Here is a 22,334-nt window from a genome sequence, read left to right on the forward strand (position 1 = left end):
GCTGGTGACGCCGCAACCCAAGTAAGCGCGACGCCATGCTGCACGCCGCGCCGAGACGCTGATCAACGGAAAATGGGCGGGTTGATCCGCGCATCGATACAGAACGGGTCGTCTGCTTCAACCACATTCTGCGCTTCGATCTCCGCCGGCCAGAACGGGATCTTTCCTTTGCGCATGGCCAGGTAGCGGGTCAGCGACGAGAGCGCGGTAAGCGGCCAATCCAGAAAGTAAAGAATTTTCAGTACCGGGTTATCGGACCGCAGATTGGATGCGAGTACCTCGTAGCCGACACGGAACGACTCGCGCTTTCCTTCCACTGGTGCCACCTGTTTTACGTAGGGCGCGATAGCAGCGGGGCCTTCTTCCATGTAACGGCGAAAGAACTCCCAATGGGCGTATAGCACGCGCATTCCCTCACGGGAATCGAGCGTACTGTACGCACCCAATGCAAAGGTTTCCTTCACCGTTGCGCCGTCCTCACCCAGCACATGGGCACGGATTTCCCACCAGACAGCGTCAGGGTCTAGGGTAAAGAACAGCTCATCCCAACCCGCGCTCAGCACCGTACCGTCCTTGCGGAACACATAAACCATTCGATCTTTTCGATTCAAACGGATTGGATAGTGGGTGTAGTAGGCCCATTCGAAGCGGCTTAGGAACCAACCAATGAATCCCATACCTCCGAATGCTAGCGCTGCACCAAGTCCGAAGTAGAAGCCAAAAGCATCGCCTTCTCGCAGCTTGTCGATCCCAAGTGAAATGCAGGAAAAGCTGAATCCAGAGAGCATTAGCGCCATGAAGCCAAACATCAGAGCCGCCCAACCCTTCCAGCCGTAGTACTTGTCGACAAGCTCCATGTACGTCGAATTTACTCTAACAACCGTCAGATCCGAGTAAGGCGCAGCGTCATCCCACCGATCTCGCTGAAGCAATCTCTTCGCATGATCCTGATCACTTAACGGGCGATTGATTGGATATGGCCGACCAGGGATGATTCCTTGGTAGTGCATCAGGGTGTCTCCGCTGCCCGTTGGTACTCCCGCGCGCTACCGACTTCATCGGAATAGCGCTCAGCCATCTCACGCCCACGCAGACCGCGACCCAGCGAAGCGTTCTGCACAAGCCGCCCGATGCGCCGTAGCACCCTCAACTCCCTGTCGCTCATCAACGGAAAATGGGCGGGTTGATTCGCGCATCGATGCAGAACGGGTCGTCTGCTTCAACCACATTGCGTGCTTCGATCTCTGCCGGCCAGAACGGGATCTTTCCTTTACGCATGGCCAACCAGCGGGTCAGCGACGAGAGCGCGGTAAGTGGCCAATCCAGAAAGTACAGAATCTTCAGCATCGGATTATCGGTCCGCATGTGGGAAGCCAGCACCTCATAACCGACGCGGAAAGACTCGCGCTTTCCTTCCACCGGCGCCACCTGTTTCACATAAGGTGCGATTGCGGCGGGGCCTTCTTCCATGTAACGGCGGAAGAATTCCCAATGCGCATACAGCATGCGCACTCCCTCGTTGGAGTTATCCGAATTGTAGGCACCCAGTGCAAAGGTTTCCTTCACTGTCACCCCGTCTTCTTCCAACACGTGCGCACGAATCTCCCACCACACCGCGTCACGGTCGAGGGTAAAGAAAAGTTCGTCCCAACTCGCACTCAACACCGTGCCGTCCTTGCGGAACACGTAAACCATCCGCTCCTTGCGATTCAAGCGAATTGGATAATGGGTGTAATAGGCCCATTCAAAACGACCTAAAAACCAACCAACTCCGGCCATAATAAAAAGCAATACGGAGGCAGCTACCCCGAAGTAGAATCCCTCCGCCTCCCCCTCAGTCAGCAAGTCGACCCCAATAGAAAGAAAAACAAAACCGAATAAAAAAGGCACCAGTGTTAACAGCCCGAGCATAAAAGCCGCCCACCCCTTCCACCCGTAGTACTTATCGACTATTTCCATATAGGTAGAATTAACCCTGACAACCGTCAGATCCGAGTAAGGCGCAGCGTCATCCCACCGATCTCGTTGATGCAGCCTTTTCGCATGATCCTGATCGCTCAGCGGTCGATTGATTGGAAATGGCCGACCTGGAATGATTCCTTGGTAGTGCATCAGGGTGTCTCCGCTGCCCGCTGGTGCTCCCGCGCGCTACCGACTTCATCGGAATAGCGCTCAGCCATCTCACGCCCACGCAGGCCGCGACCCAGCGAAGCGTTCTGCACAAGCCGCCCGGTGCGACGTAGCACCCTCAACTCCCTGTCGCTCATCAACGGAAAATGGGCGGGTTGATTCGCGCATCGATGCAGAACGGGTCGTCTGCTTCAACCACATTGCGCGCTTCGATCTCCGCCGGCCAGAACGGGATCTTTCCTTTACGCATGACCAGCCAGCGGGTCAATGACGAGAGCGCGGTAAGCGGCCAGTCCAGTAAGTATAGAACCCTGAGCAGCGGGTTATCGGACCGCAGATTGGATGCGAGTACCTCGTAGCCGACGCGGAACGACTCGCGCTTGCCCTCAACCGGCGCGACCTGTTTCACGTAGGGTGCGATAGCAGCCGGACCTTCCTCCATGTAACGGCGGAAGAACTCCCAATGTGCGTATAGCACGCGCATTCCCTCACGGGAATCAAGCGTACTGTACGCACCCAGTGCAAAGGTTTCCTTCACCGTTGCGCCGTCCTCAGCCAGCACATGGGCACGGATTTCCCACCACACCGCATCACGGTCCAGCGTAAAGAACAGTTCGTCCCAACCGACGCTCAGTACCGTACCGTCCTTGCGGAACACATAGACCATTCGATCTTTTCGATTCAAGCGGATTGGATAGTGGGTGTAGTAAGCCCATTCGAAGCGACCGAGGAACCAGCCTACGCCGGCTACAACAAAGCAGGTGATCGAAGCGATAACACCAAAGTACAAGCCCTCAACTTCCCCTTCTGCAAAAAACTTGTATCCCAACAATAGAAAAGCCAAACCGAAACCCGACGTTATCAACGCCATCGCCCCAATAATAAGAGCAGCCCACCCTTTCCATCCGTAGTACTTATCGACCAATTCCATATAGGTCGAATTAACCCTTATAACCGTGAGGTCTGAGTAGGGCACTACCTCCTCGAACCGCTCACTCCTATCCAGCTCTTTCAAATAATCTTGGTCACTTAAAGGACGATTGATGGGATAAGGCCTCCCCGGAACAATTCCCTGGTAATGCATCAGAATCCCCCCATCGCTAGCTGGTACTGCTGCATCTCAACATCCTGTTCCAGATAGCGCTCAGCCTTCAGTTTCCCCCACCAGCATCGGTCCAACCAAGCGTGATGCGTCCCGTCTCCCCAAACCATCATAGCTATCGAAACCAGCACGACAAACACAAAGAAAATGCCCGTCCAAAACAGCGAAAAAAAGAGCATTGCAAACGCCAAACCAGCACCCGCCACGCTTGAAACTAGATGCATTCCGAACATTTTGTAGTTTTTTCTTCCTAGTTCTTTGAATGCCCTTGAAAGATCCACCAGAGCCATCAACACGCCTCCCAAAGCAGCTACTCGTGAACCGATTCTGGCCACGCTATTCCCTATTGGCGTTAGCTTCGCGAATCTCGGATTCAAATTCCCGATCCGTTCCAGCTTCTTTCCGACCATTTCAGTCGCAGCACCGACCAACGAGGTCGCACTCGCTACTACACGCAACCAAGACTCCTCGCGTTCGTGCAACATGCTGCTGGTAGCCTTTTTGTAGAGCACACCCAAAGCAACCGCAGACAGCAATGAACCCGCCAAACCCGCGCGAAGGTCGCTATCCATGACTGAGCGCCAGTTGCCCAGCTTGTTGCTGATGAAGCCGTTACGGTCGGCGCGGTAATGCGCACTGGAAACAAGGCTCGCATCCTGACGTACACCAATGAACGCGATATCCGAAGGTGTCTGTACCGTATTGAGTCCCAGCACCCGCAGACGCTGGATTTCGGCATGTACAGCTTGGTAACGCGGACGCTTGCCGCTGGCCTTCTCCATTGCCAGCATCACCTCGCGGACAATGACACCCGAGGTTTTCCCCTTCAGCTCCACGCGCTCCAGCGGCACATTCCCGGCCACACCCCAGGCAACCAATGCGTAAGGTTTCACCGCTCCATCGGCCGCCCTGCTCAAGATGCTGGCAACCGGCCCCAACGACCTTTCAATCCAGCTCGCTACCAATGCCGTCGCGCCACCACCGGCCGTACTCAACGCGCCGTTGTAGATGCCAAAGAGATAGGACCACGGCAGCTCTTTCAGGTTTATGCTGCCGGTCGCGTCAACCGCCTTGACGATCTCGGCGGCGAGATGATCCTGATTCAGTGCGAAGCCACGCAGCAACAGATTGCCTCTATCTTGCGGGCTGCCATCCAGCCAACGCGCATACAGGTCGGCATGGGAAATTTTGTCCTGCGTATCGCCAATGCATAAGGTGGTTACCGCCACGTATGCAGCACCACTTTGCACGTCCTGCGGATCATGGTTGCATTGCAGATGCTGGTCCAATGCGACGGACTCCAGCAACGTGACATGCACGGCAGCCAAAGGGGCGATCACCTTTTCGTTCAAGGCATTGAGCTCGGCATCGTTCACGTCCTGCCAGGCACGCCGTGCAGCTTCGTCATAGCGCTCGGCGCAACCCGCCTTGCTCCAGGCATTCTCCCGGATCAACTTTAGATCCTGCGCGGTGTGCTTTGGCCTTCCGTGCGTATCATAGTTGCCCGCTGCAATCTTGCTCCTGGCCTCGTACTCGTTGTATTCGTCGTACTCCATCAGCGACGCGGCTTTCAGAACAGCCTGGTGCTCAACTGCATCACGCATTTGCATGATCGCAGCCGAATCCGCCATTGGACGTACGCGCTCGGGCTCGGTCATGAATCCCTCAAGCCGATCAGTCATCAACGCGGCAACTTCAGTGGTGATTCCCACCGGATCGTCCAGCGCTACCATTGCATACGGCTGCTGCGGCAAAGGAGCATCTGGATGCGTCTTCAGCAACAAACCCCTGAAATCATCGCGAGGACGCGCGGAAAATTCGTATGGCAGAAACACGAAGGCGGGCTCAGGCACAGCGTTGATCCGGCCCAGGGTCTCCACCCCCGCCGTTTTACTTTGGCTTTGTTCCCATTTGTAATCAAAGAACGGTGTTGGCGCAGGCTCAAGTGCGTATTCGCTTACCTGCGAAAATACATCCTTCAGTGCCCCCAGGTGGGGCTGCGATTGGCCACCCGCGGAGCGGAACCATGCACCCACATCAATGCACCGCATATGCCTGGCGCGGTAGGCCGCATCCGCATGCTTCTCCTTCACCGCAGCAGTCCACCGCGTATCGCTATGTGCCAACCAAAGCTTTCCGGCCTTGGCAGGATCCTTGACCTGGATGCATCGTCCCAGTGAAGGTGAGGCGGCGCGTGAGCACTTGACCGTATCCGAACGATCGCCCGCGCCAGGTCCTTCGTCTGCATCGAAGACGAATAGTATTCCGCCCTCCGATACCTCATATGCAGACCACTCTCGACGGGCCTCATCATAGGTATAGAGATAGCCACCGCGCAGCACCCGAAGCGTGTAGTGTGCCTCTGTCGCATCCAGGGAAGGGTAGGCGCTTGCCGAGAAAGGCCCACTCAGCTGTGGAGCGCGCTTATTGGCGGGCACTTCATCCCCTGCCCACGCCAATGCGTAGCGCAACGGAAGGATGGGAAGCCCAACCACTGCACAAACCTCACACGCATGCGACGGATCCGCGCTATCCAAGCTCATCGGTAATACCTCCTTGTTACGTTCGTCATACCGTCGACGCGGGGAGGGGAAGCAGTTCCTCATCCGCCAGCGCCCGCACGAAGGTCTGCTCACCGCGCCGCGCGCCGTCAATTGCTTCTTGAACGCGGGGGAGCATCAACCAATCCAATCCGTGCTTTTCAATACTCAAGGCGTATAGACAAGCGTCGTCTCTGTCATTCAAACCCAACTCTGCGGCACTGCTCAGGTGGAAATCGACCCGTGGTGCGACGACCTGATAATCCTCTGCAACCCCATCGCAACGCGACAGCTTGCGCAGACACCGATTGAGCAGTGGCGACCGTTTCAACGCGTTCCACTGCTCGGAATTCAGCTGAAAAGGCTCGGTATGTCGAGGTAGATCTGGCTTGCGGCAATATCTCCATTCAGCGCGGAATGGCTCAAACCATGTCCACACGTCTATCGGCCCAAACAAGCGCCGGAGTTGGGTATCCGCCAGCACTCTTTCCAACGAAGCGAACACACGGGGATCGTGTAACCTGAGCCAATACTTTCGGTCCCGCTTGAGCACCATTTGGGTACACAGGTGCTTCTGTACGGTGCCGGCATCACGTTGGGTACTCAAGAGTGCGCCAAACATGGGCTGCTTGTTGAGTCGCTGCCAATCTGCACTGCGGGCCAACAATGCAATTCGCTGATCCTCGTTCAATGCTTTCAAGTCCACCAGTCGTGGCAGTACCCCGGCCGGCATGTTCAGACCGGCGGGCTTCAGCTCCACACTGGGAAGATCAGCCCATTGAGCTTTCTCCAGTTGCATAGGATTCAGCAGCGCATAGTCGCAAGCCAGAAACTCCCGATGCCCCATTTGTACTACGCCGCTTTCCTCTGCCATGTTCAATCCAGCGCCACCAGTGCTGCGCCATCGACGTCAGCCTGCAATGCGTCGTAACCACAGGGCTTCAGTTCACCTGAACCAAACTTGATTGGCGTCGGATCGACACCCTCCGGCCCCACCCAATCCCTCTGGCTCGCCTTGAACTCAATCTTCCCTGGCGCACCCAACTCGATGTTGTCGCCTTCAATCCGAATGTAAGCGCCGGCCGCCGTAGCCCGCAGATGCTTGCTCGGCGCCGCCATCTCGACATCGGCTTCCGTGCTGGCGATCCGGACGTTGGTTTTCGCCGCGATCGTGGCCTGGTTCTTGTGCGCCCTTGCGCTCACCTTGCCTTGTGCTGCGTGCAGGGCAATCCCTCGCTCCTGGTTGGGGCTTTCCTTGCTGCCTTCGCTGCCTACCGTGTACAGCACCAGACCTTGCGCGACTGCCAGGCTCAGCGAGCCCTGCGTCATCCAGTTCAACGCAACGCCGCTGCTCAGCAAGGTGTGGGTGCCGCTTACCCAGGCTTGGTCGGCCGGGGTCAGACTCATCACGCCGGCTACGCCGCTGCCGAGCAATACCGGCGCACTCCAGCCGGGTGCTTCGCCATCGCCGCCATTGATGCTGCCGGCGCTGCTGCCGCTATGCGTTGCTTTGAGCTGCTCCTGCAACTCGGCCAGGGTTTGATCGATGGGAAGTTCGGCTGGCTCTTTGGGTAGCTGTGCCGTTTGATCAACCGCCGAGTCAGCGAGACTCTTTAGCAGGTCATGGCCCTGCTGCAGCTGTGCGATGGCCTGCGGTGCTGCCATCTGCGGCGTGCCTTCCTCGGTCGTCACCAGCAGGCCGCGACCTGCGCGCAGGCTACCGTGTGCCTGGGTTGAAAGCTCCACACCGAAGCCACGTTCCCCCTCGCGCAGATTGTCGCTGCCGCCCTTCAGGTGGCCCAAGGTCAAGGTGGTGTCGTGCTGGGTGGTGGACAGCTGGGCGCGGCCTTGCCCTGGCGTGTCGTCGAAGCGCAGCTGCTGGTAGCCGCCGGTGCCACTTTGGCTGTCTGCCAGCGCCTGACTCTTGAAACCGGTGTAAACGGCGGCGTGGTCGTTGCCTTCGAACCATGCAGCGGCATTGCCGGTGGCGTTGGCGCCAGCGCTGTTCAACTGATTGTGCTGTGCGTCCTGTTGACCGCGGCCGTTGTAGAGCGCGCCAACGATAACCGGGCGATCGATATCGCCCTCCAGGAAGGCAACCAGCACTTCCTGACCGCAACGAGGCAACACTACCCCGCCCCAGTTGTCGCCGGCCCATGGGGTCATCACGCGCACCCAGGTCCAGGCGTTGCCGTCCGCGGGCGCGTTGTCATCACCGCCTGGGTGGGCGAGGCCGTTGCTGGCGTTGCCGCCACGCTGCCACGGGAATTGCACCTTGACCCGATGATCGCGATCAGAAAGCAGGGGATCGCCATCGCTGACCACGATCGCGCTCAAGGTGCCTGTAATGCTGGGGCGTGGATGCAGGTGCACGCCGTGGCCATCCTCGGTCTGTGGGCGGTAACTCACCTCGGCAGGAATCACCGCGAACTGGTTGTCGTAGAACCCCGTGTCGATGTCATTGCGTTCAGCACCATGGGCGATGCCGGCCAATGCGCTGGGTAGCGCCATCACCCGCTGATTGATTGGGCCCAGCGTCTGTTCCAGCGCATCGAAGACGTCGGCATCCAGATTATTTCGGGCCTGGTGATGCACCGAGATGCACAGGAACGCCGCATCATCAGCCACTTGCGGATGCTGCGTCAGCGCCAGCCGTGCGCCAGGCGCCAGGGCGCGCCACTGGCCAATTCCTTCTATCAGGTGTGAACGCACCCGCAATGCATCCAGGTGCTGCTGTGCGCGGCGTTGCCCGCGCGCATTGTCCTGCCAGCCATAAGGCCCACTGGTGTCATGGTCAACAATGCCCAGATCCGCCCCCTGCTCCGCCTGCGCACTGGCTTGGCGGCGCTCCAGGCTTCGATAGTCCCAGGTGGCGCGTTCCACTTTCGCGGTGCACCACCTGCGGCCTTCCTGCCAACGCTGGATGGTGTCGCTGCGCTCGCTCTCATCCCTGCGATGGAAACGTACGCTGCCCAGGTCGGTGACGTCGTGGCTGTGGTCGGCGAGCACCAAGGCGTGTTTGCCGAATGCTGATGCCTCGACATCGCCCTCATGCTCAAACCAATAGAAGATGCCTTCTTCGGCCAGCAGGCGCTGCACGAACGTAAGGTCGCTCTCCTGATACTGCGTGGTCAGGCTGCGCTTGGCATATTGACTGGCATCGGTCAGCACCCAGCGCCACTCCGGCGCCAATGTTCCGTAGTCGGCGAAGATGTCTTCGATGATCTCAACCACGGTCTTGTCGTGGAATACATAGCTGTCCACGCGCTGCGACAGAAATGCCAGCCATGGCTGCAGCCCCAGGCGGTAACGGGCCAGGCCGCCATTACTGCCAATCCGTTCGGCGGCGGTGATGCGTCCGTGCAGGGGGCGATGGCTTCCATCAGCCTGCTGAAGCTGAAGCAGCGCCGGTTTGCCGATCAATGGTTGCAGTTGCAGACCCGCATCAACAGATAGCGCGGTGATCGTCCATTGAAAGCCGATGCCGTCGATCTGCTCGACGCCATCCAGAGTTTCCGCGATCAATACTTCGCTGCCAAGCGCGGTATGCAGCTGCAGGAAGCGCTGTGTCTGTGCGGGCCCGGCCAGGGACGCCAATACGTTCTTTACCAAATCCATGGTAGTTATTTGCCTTCATGCGAAGAGGACGCTCCGGCAGGCCTGGATGGTCTGCTCACATCTACGCGGCGCGCTTAGTTACCGCGCTTCATGGCGCCTATTTCCAATCGATGATGGCCAATCTGTTCCAGGTCCGTTGCAGCCATTGATCATCCCAAGCATGGTGCGCAGCTAAAACAGGAACAATCTCAAAATTCTGTAGGGAAACCTGCGGTGCAGTGATGGCTTATCACGGCCCTGATAAGCGCTGCACGCCAGGAAGAAAGCCTCTATTGGCATTTTCCGGCACGGTCATGTTGCCGGCCGAATGAAGGTCAGCCGGGCGATTCCAGTCTGCCAAATGTGCTGTGCGTGGGTGGCTCGTGGTTGACCACGTGAAATTTTACAGGCGCGCGATTGGGCGGGGATCGAGGCATTGGCGCGGGCTGCGGCGGTGGTGCCGGGTTGATGCTGGGATTGGGGATTGGGGATTGGGGATTGGGGATTGAATCAAGATCAAAAGCTTACCCCTCCCCAACCCTCCCCTTGCCTTCGGCAAAGGGAGGGGGCTGAAGCTGCTATTGCGCTGTAGGCGGCCGCCGGCGCGCCCCCCCCCGACCCTTCCCCAACGCGCTGGGGCGGGCCGGGGAGGGGTGCTGTTGCTGTTGCTGTTGCTGTTGCTGTTGCTGTTGCTGTTGCTGTTGCTCAGCTCTAAAGCTTCAACCGCCGATACAAGGTGCTGCGGTTAACCCCCAACCTTTTCGCCGCCAGACTCACATTCCCATCGCAGGCCGCCAAGGTCTGCCGCATCACATCCAACGCCAGCTCCTGCAGGCTGCCATCCACCACCGGCGCAGCAGCAACACGACGCGCCGCCTGATGCAGATACTCCGGCAGCAGTTCCCGATCAATCACCGCACCCGGCTCGGTCAACGCCACCAGGGTGCGCAGGCAGGCCGCAAGTTGGCGCAGATTGCCCGGCCAGTCGTACGCGACCAGCGCACGCTCCGCCTCCACACTCAGCACTCGCCCCTGCGCCAAGGGCTGCCACATCGCCTGCAGCAGCTGCGCGCGGTCCTGTGCGTCGCGCAGCGGCGACAGCCGCATCACGTGATCGGCGATGCGGTAGTACAGATCCGAACGGAAACGACCTTCGTCCATCGCCTGCTGCAGGTCGCAGTGGGTGGCGCAGATCAGCATGAAATCCAACTTGACCGGCTTGCCTCCCCCCAGCGGTGACAGCTCGCGGTCCTGCAGCACGCGCAGCAGGCGCGGCTGCAGTGCCAGCGGCATGTCGCCGATTTCATCGAGGAACAACACGCCACCCTGCGCCTGCCGCAGCAGGCCCTGGCTGCCTTGTCGACGTGCGCCGGTGAAGGCACCTTCCTCGTATCCAAACAATTCCGATTCGATCAGTCCTTCCGGCAGGGCTGCACAGTTCACCGCAACGAAGGGTTTGCCGCTGCGACTGCCTTGCGCATGCAGCGCGCGCGCCGCCACTTCCTTGCCGGTGCCGGTTTCGCCCTGCAGCAACACCGGCAAGCCCGCTTCCAGCACGCGGCCGGCACGCAACAGCTGTTCGCGCTGGCCTGCATCGAATACCACGGCGGGCGCGGCGACCGTGCTTGGCATCGGTCGCGCCAGCGGTGACGCGACGCTGGTCGTCCGCGTACGGACTGCCGATGCTGGTGTATCCAACTGACCATGCAGCACGCGACCACTGCGATCCTGCAACATGCCTTCATCGCGCATCCGCGACAGCGGCATCTCGAACAAGGCCTCATACGATGCGCGGCCGATATCACCGCGCTCCAGGCCAAACAGATGCAGGCCGACGCCATTGGCTGCGACCAGGCGGCCATTGCGGAAGCCGAGCAGGGCTTCGCCTGCGGTGCCCAGCAAGGTGCGATCGTGGTGCAGGCGTAATAGTTCGCAGTCGCCAATACCGTTTTCGAAGAAGCGGTGCTCGATGCGATTGGCAGCCAGCCGTGCCAGGCCCATCGCGTGCATCTGCTGCACGCTGGCTGGGCCGCTGATGTCGAGAACGCCGGCCAATTGCCCATGCGGATCGTGGATCGGCATGGCCGAGCAGCTGAGGATGCCGTGCGGGGCGTAGAAGTGTTCGCCGCCGCGGACTTCCACCGCGCGGCCTTCCACGATCGCGGTGCCGATGGCATTGGTGCCCACCGCCGATTCGCTCCAGCACACACCCGGCATCAAGGCCACGCGGCCGGCCTTGTCGAGGAAGCCGGCGCTGCCCTCGGCATTGAGAATCCAGCCGCTCTCGTCGGTCAGCAGCACGATGCTGCCGGTGCTGGCGGTGTGTGCGGCCAGCCCATCCAGCTCAGCGCGCGCCAGCCGCCACAAGCGTTCGTGGCGCTCGCGCAGTTCACGCAGGTTGTGGCCGGGCAGGGGCTCCAGCGCAGGTTCGGCATCCACCAGCAGGCCGCTGCGCTGGCAGCGCCGCCACGACTGCAGGATGGTGTCGGGCACGGTGCCCACGGGCGTGGTGCCGCGCTCGAAGAACGAGCGGCGGGCGTTGCCCACGCGATGCTGCAGTGCCAGTGCCATGAGCGCTCCTGTGTCGCATTTTGCGACAGCTGTTCAAACCACTGTTCCGATTAACACCACACCGGAGCGGGCGCTGCAATCACCTGCGATTTCGCAGTGCAGCAAATCTGCCGCCACACCTCCGCAGTCAATGGCGTTTCATCGTGCCGCAACGCAACAGGCGGAACTTGGCATCGCTCTTGCGCCTGTTGTAGCCACCGCCACACACGCGGCCCACACACCGCTGAACCGGAGATTCCACAGATGAACGCAGTCCTGTCCGCCAAACCGCATGCCACCGACCCACAGTCCCTGTTCAAAGCCCGCTACGGCAACTACATCGGCGGTGAATGGGTGGCCCCGCGCAGTGGCCAGTATTTCGACAACACCACGCCGGTCACCGGCAAGGTGTTCACCCAGGTGGCACGTTCCAACGCCGAGGACGTGGAGCTGGCGCTGGATGCCGCCCACGCCGCCAAGGACGCCTGGGGCAAGCGTTCGACCACCGAGCGCGCCAACATCCTCAACCGCATCGCCGACCGCATCGAGGAAAACCTCGAGCTGATCGCCCACGCCGAAACCTGGGACAACGGCAAGCCGATCCGCGAGACGCTCAACGCCGACGTGCCGTTGATGGCCGACCATTTCCGCTACTTCGCAGGTGCCTTGCGTGCGCAGGAAGGCAGCCTGTCGCAGATCGACAACGACACCGTGGCCTATCACTTCCACGAGCCGCTGGGCGTGGTCGGGCAGATCATCCCGTGGAACTTCCCGCTGCTGATGGCGGCGTGGAAGCTGGCACCGGCACTGGCCGCCGGCAACTGCGTGGTGCTGAAGCCAGCCGAGCAGACCCCGGCCTCGATCCTTGTGTTGATGGAAGTGATCGGCGACCTGCTGCCGCCGGGCGTGCTCAACATCGTCAACGGCTTCGGCCTGGAAGCGGGCAAGCCGCTGGCCAGCAGCCCGCGCATCTCCAAGATCGCCTTCACCGGCGAGACCAGCACCGGCCGGTTGATCATGCAGTACGCCAGCCAGAACCTGATCCCGGTGACGCTGGAGCTGGGCGGCAAGTCGCCGAACATCTTCTTCGCCGACGTGATGGCCGAGGACGATGATTTCCTCGACAAGGCGGTGGAAGGTTTCGTGATGTTTGCCTTCAACCAGGGCGAAGTCTGCACCTGTCCGTCTCGGGTGCTGATCCAGGAATCGATCTACGAGAAGTTCATCGAACGCGCCTTGGCGCGGGTGGCGGCGATCAAGCAGGGCAATCCGCTGGACCCCAACACCATGGTCGGTGCGCAGGCTTCGCAGGAGCAGTTGCAGAAGATCCTGTCCTATATCGAGATCGGCAAGGCCGAGGGCGCCGAAGTGCTGATCGGTGGCGAGCAGAACCAGCTCGGTGGCGATCTGGCCGATGGCTTCTATGTGAAGCCGACGGTGTTCAAGGGCCACAACAAGATGCGCGTGTTCCAGGAAGAGATCTTCGGGCCGGTGGCGTCAGTGACTACCTTCAAGACTGAAGAGGAAGCCTTGCAGATCGCCAATGACACGCTGTACGGCCTCGGCGCCGGCCTGTGGAGCCGCGACGCTTCACGCCTGTACCGCATGGGCCGTGCGATACAGGCAGGGCGGGTGTGGACCAACTGCTACCACGCCTATCCGGCACATGCCGCGTTCGGTGGCTACAAGCAGTCGGGCATCGGCCGCGAGAACCACAAGATGATGCTCGACCACTACCAGCAGACCAAGAACCTGCTGGTCAGCTATTCGCCGAAAAAGCTGGGCTTCTTCTGAACCAAGCCCGGATCCGCCCGGTCGGCACTGGCCGGGCGTGATCTGGATCAAGGCGCCAGTCCAGGCTTGGCGTCAAGCTGGACTTATCCCCCGCAAAGGAGATCGATTGATGGACAAGACGATGAAGGCGGCCGTGGTCCGCGAATTCGGCAAGCCGCTGGTGATTGAAGAAGTAACCGTGCCGCGTCCGGCAGCAGGCGACATCCTGGTCAAGATCGAGGCCTGTGGCGTCTGCCACACCGACCTGCACGCCGCCGAAGGCGACTGGCCGGTGAAGCCCAATCCCCCGTTCATTCCCGGCCACGAAGGGGTCGGCCACGTGGTCGCGGTGGGCGCAGGCGTCACCCACATCAAGGAGGGCGACCGCGTCGGCATTCCGTGGCTGTATTCGGCCTGTGGATACTGTGAGCACTGTCTGGGCGGCTGGGAAACCCTGTGCGAAGCGCAGCAGAACAGCGGCTATTCGGTGAACGGCGGCTTCGCCGAGTACGCGCTGGCCAACGCCAACTACGTCGGCCTGCTGCCCAAGGAAGTGGGCTTCGTCGAGATCGCACCGATCCTGTGCGCGGGCGTCACCGTCTACAAGGGCTTGAAGGTCACCGACACCAAGCCCGGTGACTGGGTGGCGATCTCAGGTATCGGCGGCCTCGGCCACATGGCGGTGCAGTACGCCAAGGCGATGGGCTTGAACGTGGCCGCGGTGGATATCGACGACAGCAAGCTGGCGCTGGCCAAGCGCCTGGGTGCCAGCATCACCGTCAATGCCCGCAACACCGACCCGGCGGCCTTCCTGAAGAAGGAAATCGGCGGTGCGCATGGCGCGCTGGTGACGGCGGTATCGCCCAAGGCCTTCGAGCAGGCGTTGGGCATGGTGCGGCGTGGCGGCACGGTGTCCTTGAACGGCCTGCCACCGGGTGACTTCCCGCTGGACATCTTCGGCATGGTGCTCAACGGCATCACCGTACGTGGCTCCATCGTCGGCACCCGCCTGGACCTGCAGGAGTCGCTGCAGTTCGCTGCCGACGGCAAGGTCGCCGCGACGGTGAGCACCGACAAGCTGGAGAACATCAACGACGTGTTCAAGCGCATGCATGCAGGTGCGATTGAAGGCCGCGTGGTGTTGGACTTCAACGCCTGATCGCAACCGGCCAGCACATCCGTACCTCCCCCGGGGTGTGCTGGCTGGATTGCTTTTGAGGGTTTTGGCTTTGGCTGTGGCTTTCCTCCTCTCCCCTTGCGGGAGAGGATGCCGAAGGCAGGAGAGGGGAAGCGGCGAAGCCGCTAGGCTCACGCACAGTCAGGTTGCATACCAGTCGGTAGCGAGGCATTGCTAGCTTCGCGGCTTACGCCGCTCCTACAAAAAGCAGGAGTGCCGAAGGCAGGAGAGGGTGCGGCGAAGCCGCAAGAGCTCATGCACCTCCAGATTACATACCCATCGGTAGCCAAGCATTGCCAGCTTCGCGGCTGACGCCGTTCCTACAAAAGCTTCCCCACGTTTCGACTAGCGTACGTGCACCGCTGCCACCGGCATGCGGTCCAGCGCCAGCCATGCGTCTTCGACCAGATCCCGTACCTGTTCCCAGCGCAGCCGCGAGCCGCCGCGTGCCTGTTCCCAATGCTCGGCCAGCTCGACGTCGGTATCACCGCTGCCACGTGGCCAGTCCGCCGCATGTGTGGCCAGCGCGAACGCATAAGCCGGCTGCAGATCCAGCCAGCCACGCGCGCCACGACGGCGCCGCGCATAGTCGTCCAGGCTGTACTGCACGAAATCCTGCGCCACCTCGTCGGCAGCATGTTGGCTGCGCCTGAGCCGGCCACGACGCATCAACTTGGGATCGGCGGCAAACAAGGTTGGCGCAGCGGGATGCTCGATGCGATCGGGGCGGTACATGGCACAACCCTCCCAGTTGGGCGCTAACAGTTACGCCCGGGGCCGTTAGGTGGGGGTGAGCGGGGTGTTTAGATGGTTGTTGGGCTGGGTGCGACGGCAAAAGCAGAGGCGGAAGCAAAAGCAAAAGCACCCCTCCCCAGCCCTCCCCTTGCCTGCGGCAAAGGGAGGGGGCAAGGGCGCGCGCTCAGCTTGCGGTGAAGCCGCTCACCGCGCCCATTGCCACTGCAGGCCCACGGTGAAGGCGCGGTCCGGGCCCGGTTCGTAATAGCGCTGGTTGCCGTCGTTGACGATCACCGAGCCGATATAACGCTGGCCCAGCAGGTTATCCACACGGGCGAAGGCGCGCAGCGGCCCGCGTGATGTGCGCCATTGCCGCGCCATCTCCAGGTTCAACAGGCCATAACCGGCTGCGTTGGCGCTGCCCAGATCGTTCACGCCGATGTCGCTGGCAGCCACCACTTCGGCCGCCCACTGCCATGGTCCCGGCTGCCATTGCCAGCGCGCGAACAACTGCTGGCGCGGCACGCCCGGCAACCGGGTACCCGTCGCCACCAGATTGCTGGGTTGGGTGCAGGGCGAGGGCAGGCCGGTACACGTCAGGTAGGCCTCGCGCACGCTGGCCTGCAGCCAAGTATAGGCCAGCTGCAGTTGCTGGTCAGCGGCAATCGGCTGCTGCCAGCTCAGCTCCGCACCCTGGCGCCGGGTCGCGCCGATGTTGCGGTAGCTGCTGCGGCCACCGCTGTTGGTCGCCACCGCCAGTTCGTCCTCACTGTCGGCGCGGAACAGCGCCAGCTCCAGCCGCGCACCGCTCTGCGCGCGCCATTTGCTGCCGATCTCGTAGTTGCGGGTGCTGCCGGCGGCCAGGTCCAGCGCCAGACCCGCACCGCCGTCAGCGCGATAGCCCAGCTCGTTGAAGGTCGGCGTTTCAAAACCACGCCCGGCCGAAGCGTAGAAACGCAGACCATCGCTGGCACGGAACACCAGACCCGCCACCGGCGTGGTCGCCGAGTAATCGCGGCGGCCGCTGTCGTCGGGGTTGCTGGCGGTGATGTAGCGGTCGCGCGAACGGAACTGCAGCTCGCTATGGCGCGCACCCAGCAATGCCGACCAGCGCGGGCTGAACTGCCACCAGGCCTGCGCGAACTGGTCGATGTTCTGCACACGGTCGTTCTGGTCACGGCGCAGCCTGCCCTTTATGCCCAGGGTGCTACCAATGAAGTTCTCGTAGCCGGTGCGGTGCTGCTGCTGGCGGTCTGCGTTTGCACCAATCACCAGCTCCAGCGGCTTGCCGGCGAGCTGCCCGTGCCAGGCCCAGCGCGCGTCCACGCCGCCGTAATCGCTGTCCAGATCAATCACCCCACCCGAATGCAGGGGACTGTTCTGCGGCCCCGGCGGGATCGCCAGGAACTGCTCCACCGCACGCTGCCCCGCATAGCCCATCAGCCGCCAGGCCTGTTGATCACGCTCGACGCTGTAGACCGCGCCCAGCTGGGTCTGCCGCACCGACTTGCGGGTGTTGTACTGGGTGGCGACGGCGGTGGCCTGACGCGGGTTCTCGCGCACCTGCTCCCGGCTCAGCCCCAGCGGGTCCTGTGCATGTGGCGCATCGAAGCCGTTGAACAGCAGCTCCAGCCGCTGGCCTGCCGCCAGATCGAAGCCCAGCCGTGCATTCACCGATTCGCGCCGGGCCGCACTGTGCGCGCGCCAGCCGTCGGTACGGAAATGGTTGGCCGCCACGTTGTAGTGCATGGCCCCGGCCAGACCCTTGAGCTGCACGCCGGTGCTGGAGGTGTTGTTGCTGCCAAGGCTGCTGCGCAGCCGCCACGGATCGCCGTCCTGCCCGTCCGCGCTCCACAGCTGCAGCACGCCGCCGGAGGAATTGCCGTACAGCGCCGAGAACGGCCCGCGCAGCACCTCCACCCGGTCGGCGCCGAACACGTTGAAGTGGGAGAGCTGGCCCTGGCCATCGGGCATGGTCGCCGGCACCCCGTCGACCAGCAGCCGCACACCACGCACGCCGAAGGTGGAGCGCGCGCCAAAGCCACGCAGCGAAAGCTGGGTGTCCTGTGCGTAGTTCTGCCGATCACGTGCCAGCAGCCCGGGCACGGCGCCCAGCACTTCGGATACCTGCGCGCCACGGCCATTGCCGTCGGCGTCCAGCGCCAACGTGGTGCTGGCGGCGGGCAGGTCGAAATCGTCCACCGCGTGGACCTTGGCCGCCTGGACATGCACCCGATCCAGCGTTGCGGTGGGCAACTCATCGGCCAGCGCCGGCAATGCCAGCATCAGCCCGGAAAACGCGAAAAAACGATTACAAGTACGCATCCGGCCATCATCCCCGATCTTCGGAAGCGGCGTCATTGCCCCGCGCGCTGAAGTTCCAGCTGAAACCCTACGGCCACGGGGCTCCAGCCCTGTTACGATGATGCGGTTCTGAGCGCGTTTTTGCTGCATCCCGCGCCGAATACCCCCACTCCCTGCCACTGATACGAGTATCGCCGTGTCCTTCTTTGCAAACGTCGAACAGGTTCCTGGTGACCCGATTCTGGGTCTGACCGAGGCTTACAACGCTGACAGCCGCACCACCAAGGTCAATCTTGGCGTGGGCATCTACTACGACGAGAGCGGCCGTATTCCACTGCTGCGCGCCGTCAAGCAGATCGAGCAGACGCTGGCCGCCGAGGCCAAACCGCGCGGTTACCTGCCCATCGACGGCCTGCCGGCCTACACCCAGGCCACCCAGAAGCTGGTGTTCGGCGAAGCGTCGGACCTGCTGGCCGCCGGCCGCGTCGCGACCTCGCAGACCGTTGGCGGCAGCGGTGCGCTGCGCGTCGGCGCCGACCTGCTGAAGCGCCTGCTGCCGCACGCCACCATCGCCATCAGCAACCCGAGCTGGGAAAACCACCGCGCCGTGTTCGGTGCCGCTGGTTTCGACGTGGTCGATTACACCTATTACGACAACGCCGCGCACGGCCTGGACTTCGCCGGCATGCTGGCCGACCTGCAGAAGCTGCAGCCGGGCACCGTGGTGCTGCTGCACGCCTGCTGCCACAACCCGACCGGCGCCGACCTGAGCACCGAGCAGTGGAAGCAGGTTGCCGCGTTGATGAAGGACCGCCAGCTGTTCCCCTTCATCGACATGGCCTACCAGGGCTTCGACAAGGGCATCACCCAGGACGGCCAGGCCGTGCGCATCGTCGCCGATGCCGGCATCGACAGCTTCATCGTCGCCAACTCGTACTCCAAGTCGTTCTCGCTGTACGGCGAGCGCGTCGGTGCGTTGTCGGTGGTGGGCCCGGACGCGACCTCGACCAAGGCCGTGCAGTCGCAGGTCAAGCGCATCATCCGCACCATCTACTCCAGCCCGTCCACCCACGGCGCCGCGCTTGTCGCCGGCGTGCTGAACAGTGGCGAGCTGCGTGGCGTGTGGGAAGCCGAGCTGACCGAAATGCGCGAGCGCATCCACGCCCTGCGTGCCGGCATGGTGCAGAAGCTGGCCGCCCTGGGCGCGCCGGAGTTCGGCTTCATCCAGCAGCAGGCCGGCATGTTCTCCTACTCGGGCCTGAGCAAGGCGCAGGTAGACAAGCTGCGTGACGACTACGGCATCTACGCCGTCGGCACCGGCCGCATCTGCGTTGCCGCGCTGAGCCAGAACAACCTGGACTACGTGGCCAAGGCGGTCTACGAAGTCAGCCGCGGCTGATGCAGCGTTGCTGCTGATGTGATGAAAAGCCCGGGGAAACCCGGGCTTTTTTGTGGCTTGAGGGTTGTGGATAAGGTTGTGGAATAAAGGCTTTGGAGCTTTAAAGCACCCCTCCCCAACCCTCCCCTTGCCTGCGGCAAAGGCAGGAGGCTGAGCTGCAGCCCTCACCATGTCGCGAACTGCAGCTTAGCCCCCTCCCTTGCGCAAAGCGCAGGGGAGGGCTGGGGAGGGGGGCCATTGCTCCAGCTCCTGCTTTTCCAAAGCCTTATCCACAAGCCCCTGTGGATATCCCGCAGCTACCCCGGCACCACCCAGGTCACCACCATCGCCCCCAGCCCAATCGCCACGCCAGCGCCATAGCGCCCACCACCACTGGCGAACGCGAGCACCGACTTGGCCAATGACGCCGAGGCCAACAGCGCCACTACCCCCAGCGCGCCTGCGCCAACTCCAGGCCACCAGAAGCCGTAAGCCCGGCAATACTCGCCGCCGCCGCGTGCAGTTCACCCAAGGCGGCAATCGTCGCCCCAGCCAAGGCACCGGCCTGTCCGAACAACTGCCGCAACCCTTCGGACAACAGCAGCACCACCGCAATCACCAGTGCGATCAGCAGGGCATGTTTCAGCTGGAAGGCCTTGCTGGCCGGCCCCTGCGGCACCGCTTCATCGGCCACATGGCGCAGCCCCAGCACCGAGCACAACAACAGAACCAGGCACGCTGCCGCCAATGGCCAAGCCGTGGCCTTCAACAACGTCGCAGAACTCGTACCGATAACGGCAGCAAACAACAGCAACGAAGCGAGATTCGCCAACAGCGCGGCCGCCACCGACGGCATCACCAAGGCCGGCGCGGCTGCTGCGGCCAAACCCGGCCACAGCCGCAGTCGAGGAAGCAAAGCCAGAAAAGAACCCGGCTACAGGCAGACCCCAGCGCGCGCCCACCGCCCGCAGCGCGATATGGCCGAGCATGCCCACCCCCATCACCAGCACCACGATCTGCCACAGCTTGGACGGCACCAGCACGCCCCAGGGATCGACCGCACTGTCCGGCAGCATCGGCAGCACCACCAGCGCACAGGCGGCCAGCAACAGGGCATCACGCACCTCCTGATCGCTGATCACTTCCCCGCTCAGCCGCGCCAATGGCGCCTTGGCCCACAGCAGGATCGCCACCACCACACCCAGCGCGGCGGCCAGCGCCTGCTGCTGCATGCCCAGCCCACCCAGCAACACAGTTATCAACAGGGCGATCTCGCCAGTCAGGCCCGGATCTTCACGCGAGGTGACGCGATAGCTGGTCCAGGCCAGCGCCGCCACCGCCAGCAGTGCGACCACGAATACCGCCTGACCGAGCATCAGCGCTGCCGCACCCAACAAGGCCGACAGCGCATGCGTGCGAACCCCGGCCTGCAGGCTCTTGCGCCCGCCGTGCTGACGCTCGCGTACCGCGCCGATCAGCAGGCCGATGCCCAGGGCGGTCAGCAAACCATGTGTGGCCTGGTTCCAATCCATCGTGTTCTCCAGCAAGGCCCTGAATGGTACGAGGCCTGTGGATAAAACCAATACCCACGGACTTATCCACATCTCATTCCAATCTGGAGTTATCCCCAAACGTTTGTGGATAACCCCGATGCGCCCGCCATGGCGGGCTTTTCATCGCCGGAACCAGTGCACGCCGCTCTGGTCGGCTGGCGCTGTCCAGATTTGTCCACAGGAAGACAAAATCTGGCTGCGGCTCGCTAAAAGTGGAGCCAGCCGCGACAATAGCGCCCCTTTCGTCTGAAGGTAGTTGCCGTCCATGTCCCGTACGTCGCTGACCCGTTTCCTGATCGAAGAACAGCATGCCAAGCGCATCAACGCCGACCTGCGCCAGCTGGTGGCCGTGGTTGCCCGTGCCTGCACCAGCATCTCGATCGCTGTCAGCAAGGGCGCCCTGGGCGGCGTGCTTGGCGATGCCGGCACCGGCAACGTGCAGGGTGAGGCGCAGAAGAAGCTGGACGTGATCTCCAACGAGATCCTGCTCGAAGCCAATGCCTGGGGTGGCCACCTGGCCGCCTGCGCTTCCGAGGAAATGGACCACAGCCAGCCGGTGCCGTCGGAGTACCCGCTGGGCGACTTCCTGCTGCTGTTCGATCCGCTGGATGGCAGCTCCAACATCGATGTGAACGTCTCGGTCGGCACCATCTTCTCAGTGCTGCGCTCCCCAAAGGGTGTGGATAAGCCGGGCGACGAGCACTTCCTGCAGCCGGGCACCCAGCAGGTCGCGGCTGGTTACTGCATCTACGGGCCCAGCACCATGCTGGTCCTGACCGTCGGCCATGGCACCCACGCCTTCACCCTGGACCGCGAAACCGGCGAGTTCGTGCTGACCCAGCGCGGCATGCAGGTGCCAACCGACACCAAGGAATTCGCCATCAACATGTCCAACCAGCGCCACTGGGAAGCGCCAATGCAGGGCTATGTGGCTGACCTGCTGGCCGGCAAGGACGGCGTGCGCGGCAAGGACTTCAACATGCGCTGGATCGCCTCGATGGTGGCCGACGTGCACCGCATCCTGACCCGCGGTGGCATCTTCATCTACCCATGGGACAAGAAGGACCCGTCCAAGGCCGGCAAGCTGCGCCTGATGTACGAAGCCAACCCGATGTCGCTGCTGGTGGAGCAGGCCGGCGGCGCCGCCACCAATGGCCGCGAGCGCATCCTCGACATCGGCCCGACCCAGCTGCACCAGCGCGTGCCGGTGTTCCTCGGCTCGAAGAACGAAGTGGCCGAAGCCACCCGCTACCACCGCGAGCACGACCTGCAGGGCTGACCGTCTGCTCCCTCCCTTTGGCCGCAGGCCAAGGGGAGGGCTGGGGAGGGGTGGCTTTTGCGGCCTTTCAAGCCATATCGGGAAAGAGGCACTACCGATAACCCTCCTGTAGTGGGGGGGGGGGGGGGGGGGGGGGGGGGGGGGGGGGGGCGCCCCGCCCCCGGCGGGCGGCGCGCGCGGCGCGGGGGGCGGGGGGACGGCAGCCCGCCCCGCGCC

14 protein-coding genes and 1 pseudogene are annotated in these 22,334 nt (G+C 62.4%); 4 read left to right on the top strand and 11 right to left on the bottom strand.

Going from position 1 to position 22,334, the window contains the following annotated elements; all coding sequences use genetic code 11:
• Window positions 1-62: 62 nt before the first annotated feature.
• The 7 genes from AC1VWL_RS13960 to AC1VWL_RS13990 all read right to left on the bottom strand — a co-directional run bounded on the left by AC1VWL_RS13960 (window position 63) and on the right by AC1VWL_RS13990 (window position 11,940).
• Window positions 63-857 carry a DUF6708 domain-containing protein gene (locus tag AC1VWL_RS13960; protein ID WP_482987092.1) on the bottom strand — a complete coding sequence of 265 codons (795 nt, stop codon included), beginning with the start codon at window positions 855-857 and terminating at the stop codon, window positions 63-65.
• 307 nt (window positions 858-1,164) lie between these two features.
• Window positions 1,165-2,112 carry a DUF6708 domain-containing protein gene (locus AC1VWL_RS13965; RefSeq protein WP_313495120.1) on the bottom strand — a complete coding sequence of 316 codons (948 nt, stop codon included), beginning with the start codon at window positions 2,110-2,112 and terminating at the stop codon, window positions 1,165-1,167.
• A 154-nt stretch (window positions 2,113-2,266) separates the two neighbouring features.
• Window positions 2,267-3,214: a DUF6708 domain-containing protein gene (locus AC1VWL_RS13970; RefSeq protein ID WP_482987093.1), complete on the bottom strand. Its 948-nt coding sequence runs from the start codon at window positions 3,212-3,214 to the stop codon at window positions 2,267-2,269.
• Window positions 3,214-5,775: a T6SS effector BTH_I2691 family protein gene (locus tag AC1VWL_RS13975; RefSeq protein WP_482987094.1), complete on the bottom strand. Its 2,562-nt coding sequence runs from the start codon at window positions 5,773-5,775 to the stop codon at window positions 3,214-3,216. The genes AC1VWL_RS13970 and AC1VWL_RS13975 overlap by 1 nt, the downstream gene beginning before the upstream one ends.
• Window positions 5,776-5,800: 25 nt before the next feature.
• Window positions 5,801-6,646, bottom strand: coding sequence for a DUF4123 domain-containing protein (locus AC1VWL_RS13980; protein WP_482987095.1), 846 nt, complete (start codon window positions 6,644-6,646; stop codon window positions 5,801-5,803).
• Window positions 6,647-6,648: 2 nt separating this feature from the next.
• Window positions 6,649-9,390, bottom strand: coding sequence for a type VI secretion system Vgr family protein (locus tag AC1VWL_RS13985; RefSeq protein ID WP_482987096.1), 2,742 nt, complete (start codon window positions 9,388-9,390; stop codon window positions 6,649-6,651).
• 690 nt (window positions 9,391-10,080) lie between these two features.
• Window positions 10,081-11,940, bottom strand: coding sequence for a sigma-54-dependent Fis family transcriptional regulator (locus tag AC1VWL_RS13990; protein ID WP_482987097.1), 1,860 nt, complete (start codon window positions 11,938-11,940; stop codon window positions 10,081-10,083).
• A 243-nt stretch (window positions 11,941-12,183) separates the two neighbouring features.
• Here AC1VWL_RS13990 and adh point away from each other — a divergent pair, with 243 nt between their 5' ends.
• Together adh and adhP are read left to right on the top strand one after the other, a co-directional pair.
• Window positions 12,184-13,713, top strand: a complete 1,530-nt coding sequence (gene adh, locus AC1VWL_RS13995) for an aldehyde dehydrogenase (RefSeq protein ID WP_482987098.1) — start codon at window positions 12,184-12,186, stop codon at window positions 13,711-13,713.
• Between the two features lie 109 nt (window positions 13,714-13,822).
• Entirely contained in the window at window positions 13,823-14,851 is a 1,029-nt protein-coding gene (adhP, locus tag AC1VWL_RS14000; protein ID WP_481544822.1) for an alcohol dehydrogenase AdhP, read from the top strand.
• A 363-nt stretch (window positions 14,852-15,214) separates the two neighbouring features.
• Here adhP and AC1VWL_RS14005 read toward each other — a convergent pair whose 3' ends face one another.
• Window positions 15,215-15,538, bottom strand: a complete 324-nt coding sequence (locus tag AC1VWL_RS14005) for a hypothetical protein (RefSeq protein WP_296247419.1) — start codon at window positions 15,536-15,538, stop codon at window positions 15,215-15,217.
• Window positions 15,539-15,808: 270 nt separating this feature from the next.
• Entirely contained in the window at window positions 15,809-17,929 is a 2,121-nt protein-coding gene (locus AC1VWL_RS14010) for a TonB-dependent receptor family protein (protein WP_482987099.1), read from the bottom strand.
• Window positions 17,930-18,104: 175 nt separating this feature from the next.
• Between AC1VWL_RS14010 and AC1VWL_RS14015 the strand changes: the two genes are divergently transcribed.
• The gene (locus tag AC1VWL_RS14015) at window positions 18,105-19,307 is read left to right on the top strand and encodes an amino acid aminotransferase (protein ID WP_482987100.1); all 1,203 of its coding nucleotides are present in this window, start codon (window positions 18,105-18,107) and stop codon (window positions 19,305-19,307) included.
• A gap of 296 nt (window positions 19,308-19,603) precedes the next feature.
• Here AC1VWL_RS14015 and AC1VWL_RS14020 read toward each other — a convergent pair whose 3' ends face one another.
• On the bottom strand, window positions 19,604-19,732 hold the full coding sequence (locus tag AC1VWL_RS14020) for a hypothetical protein (RefSeq protein ID WP_482987101.1): 129 nt from the start codon (window positions 19,730-19,732) through the stop codon (window positions 19,604-19,606).
• Window positions 19,732-20,890, bottom strand: a pseudogene (locus tag AC1VWL_RS14025) (MgtC/SapB family protein). The gene AC1VWL_RS14020 and the pseudogene AC1VWL_RS14025 overlap by 1 nt, the downstream one beginning before the upstream one ends.
• A gap of 214 nt (window positions 20,891-21,104) precedes the next feature.
• Between AC1VWL_RS14025 and AC1VWL_RS14030 the strand changes: the two are divergent.
• Complete coding sequence (locus tag AC1VWL_RS14030) at window positions 21,105-22,118, top strand: class 1 fructose-bisphosphatase (RefSeq protein WP_482987102.1); 1,014 nt, start codon at window positions 21,105-21,107, stop codon at window positions 22,116-22,118.
• Window positions 22,119-22,334 lie beyond the last annotated feature (216 nt).

This window comes from Stenotrophomonas sp. STEN063 (assembly GCF_056854515.1).

Coding starts and splice junctions, on each gene's coding strand:
- AC1VWL_RS13965 (WP_313495120.1), bottom strand. CDS start 2,112: ATGCACTACCAAGGAATCATTCCAGGTCGGCCATTTCCAATCAATCGA.
- AC1VWL_RS14005 (WP_296247419.1), bottom strand. CDS start 15,538: ATGCGTCGTGGCCGGCTCAGGCGCAGCCAACATGCTGCCGACGAGGTG.
- AC1VWL_RS14010 (WP_482987099.1), bottom strand. CDS start 17,929: ATGCGTACTTGTAATCGTTTTTTCGCGTTTTCCGGGCTGATGCTGGCA.
- AC1VWL_RS13985 (WP_482987096.1), bottom strand. CDS start 9,390: ATGGATTTGGTAAAGAACGTATTGGCGTCCCTGGCCGGGCCCGCACAG.
- adhP (WP_481544822.1), top strand. CDS start 13,823: ATGGACAAGACGATGAAGGCGGCCGTGGTCCGCGAATTCGGCAAGCCG.
- AC1VWL_RS13975 (WP_482987094.1), bottom strand. CDS start 5,775: ATGAGCTTGGATAGCGCGGATCCGTCGCATGCGTGTGAGGTTTGTGCA.
- AC1VWL_RS13980 (WP_482987095.1), bottom strand. CDS start 6,646: ATGGCAGAGGAAAGCGGCGTAGTACAAATGGGGCATCGGGAGTTTCTG.
- adh (WP_482987098.1), top strand. CDS start 12,184: ATGAACGCAGTCCTGTCCGCCAAACCGCATGCCACCGACCCACAGTCC.
- AC1VWL_RS13990 (WP_482987097.1), bottom strand. CDS start 11,940: ATGGCACTGGCACTGCAGCATCGCGTGGGCAACGCCCGCCGCTCGTTC.
- AC1VWL_RS13960 (WP_482987092.1), bottom strand. CDS start 857: ATGGAGCTTGTCGACAAGTACTACGGCTGGAAGGGTTGGGCGGCTCTG.
- AC1VWL_RS14030 (WP_482987102.1), top strand. CDS start 21,105: ATGTCCCGTACGTCGCTGACCCGTTTCCTGATCGAAGAACAGCATGCC.
- AC1VWL_RS13970 (WP_482987093.1), bottom strand. CDS start 3,214: ATGCATTACCAGGGAATTGTTCCGGGGAGGCCTTATCCCATCAATCGT.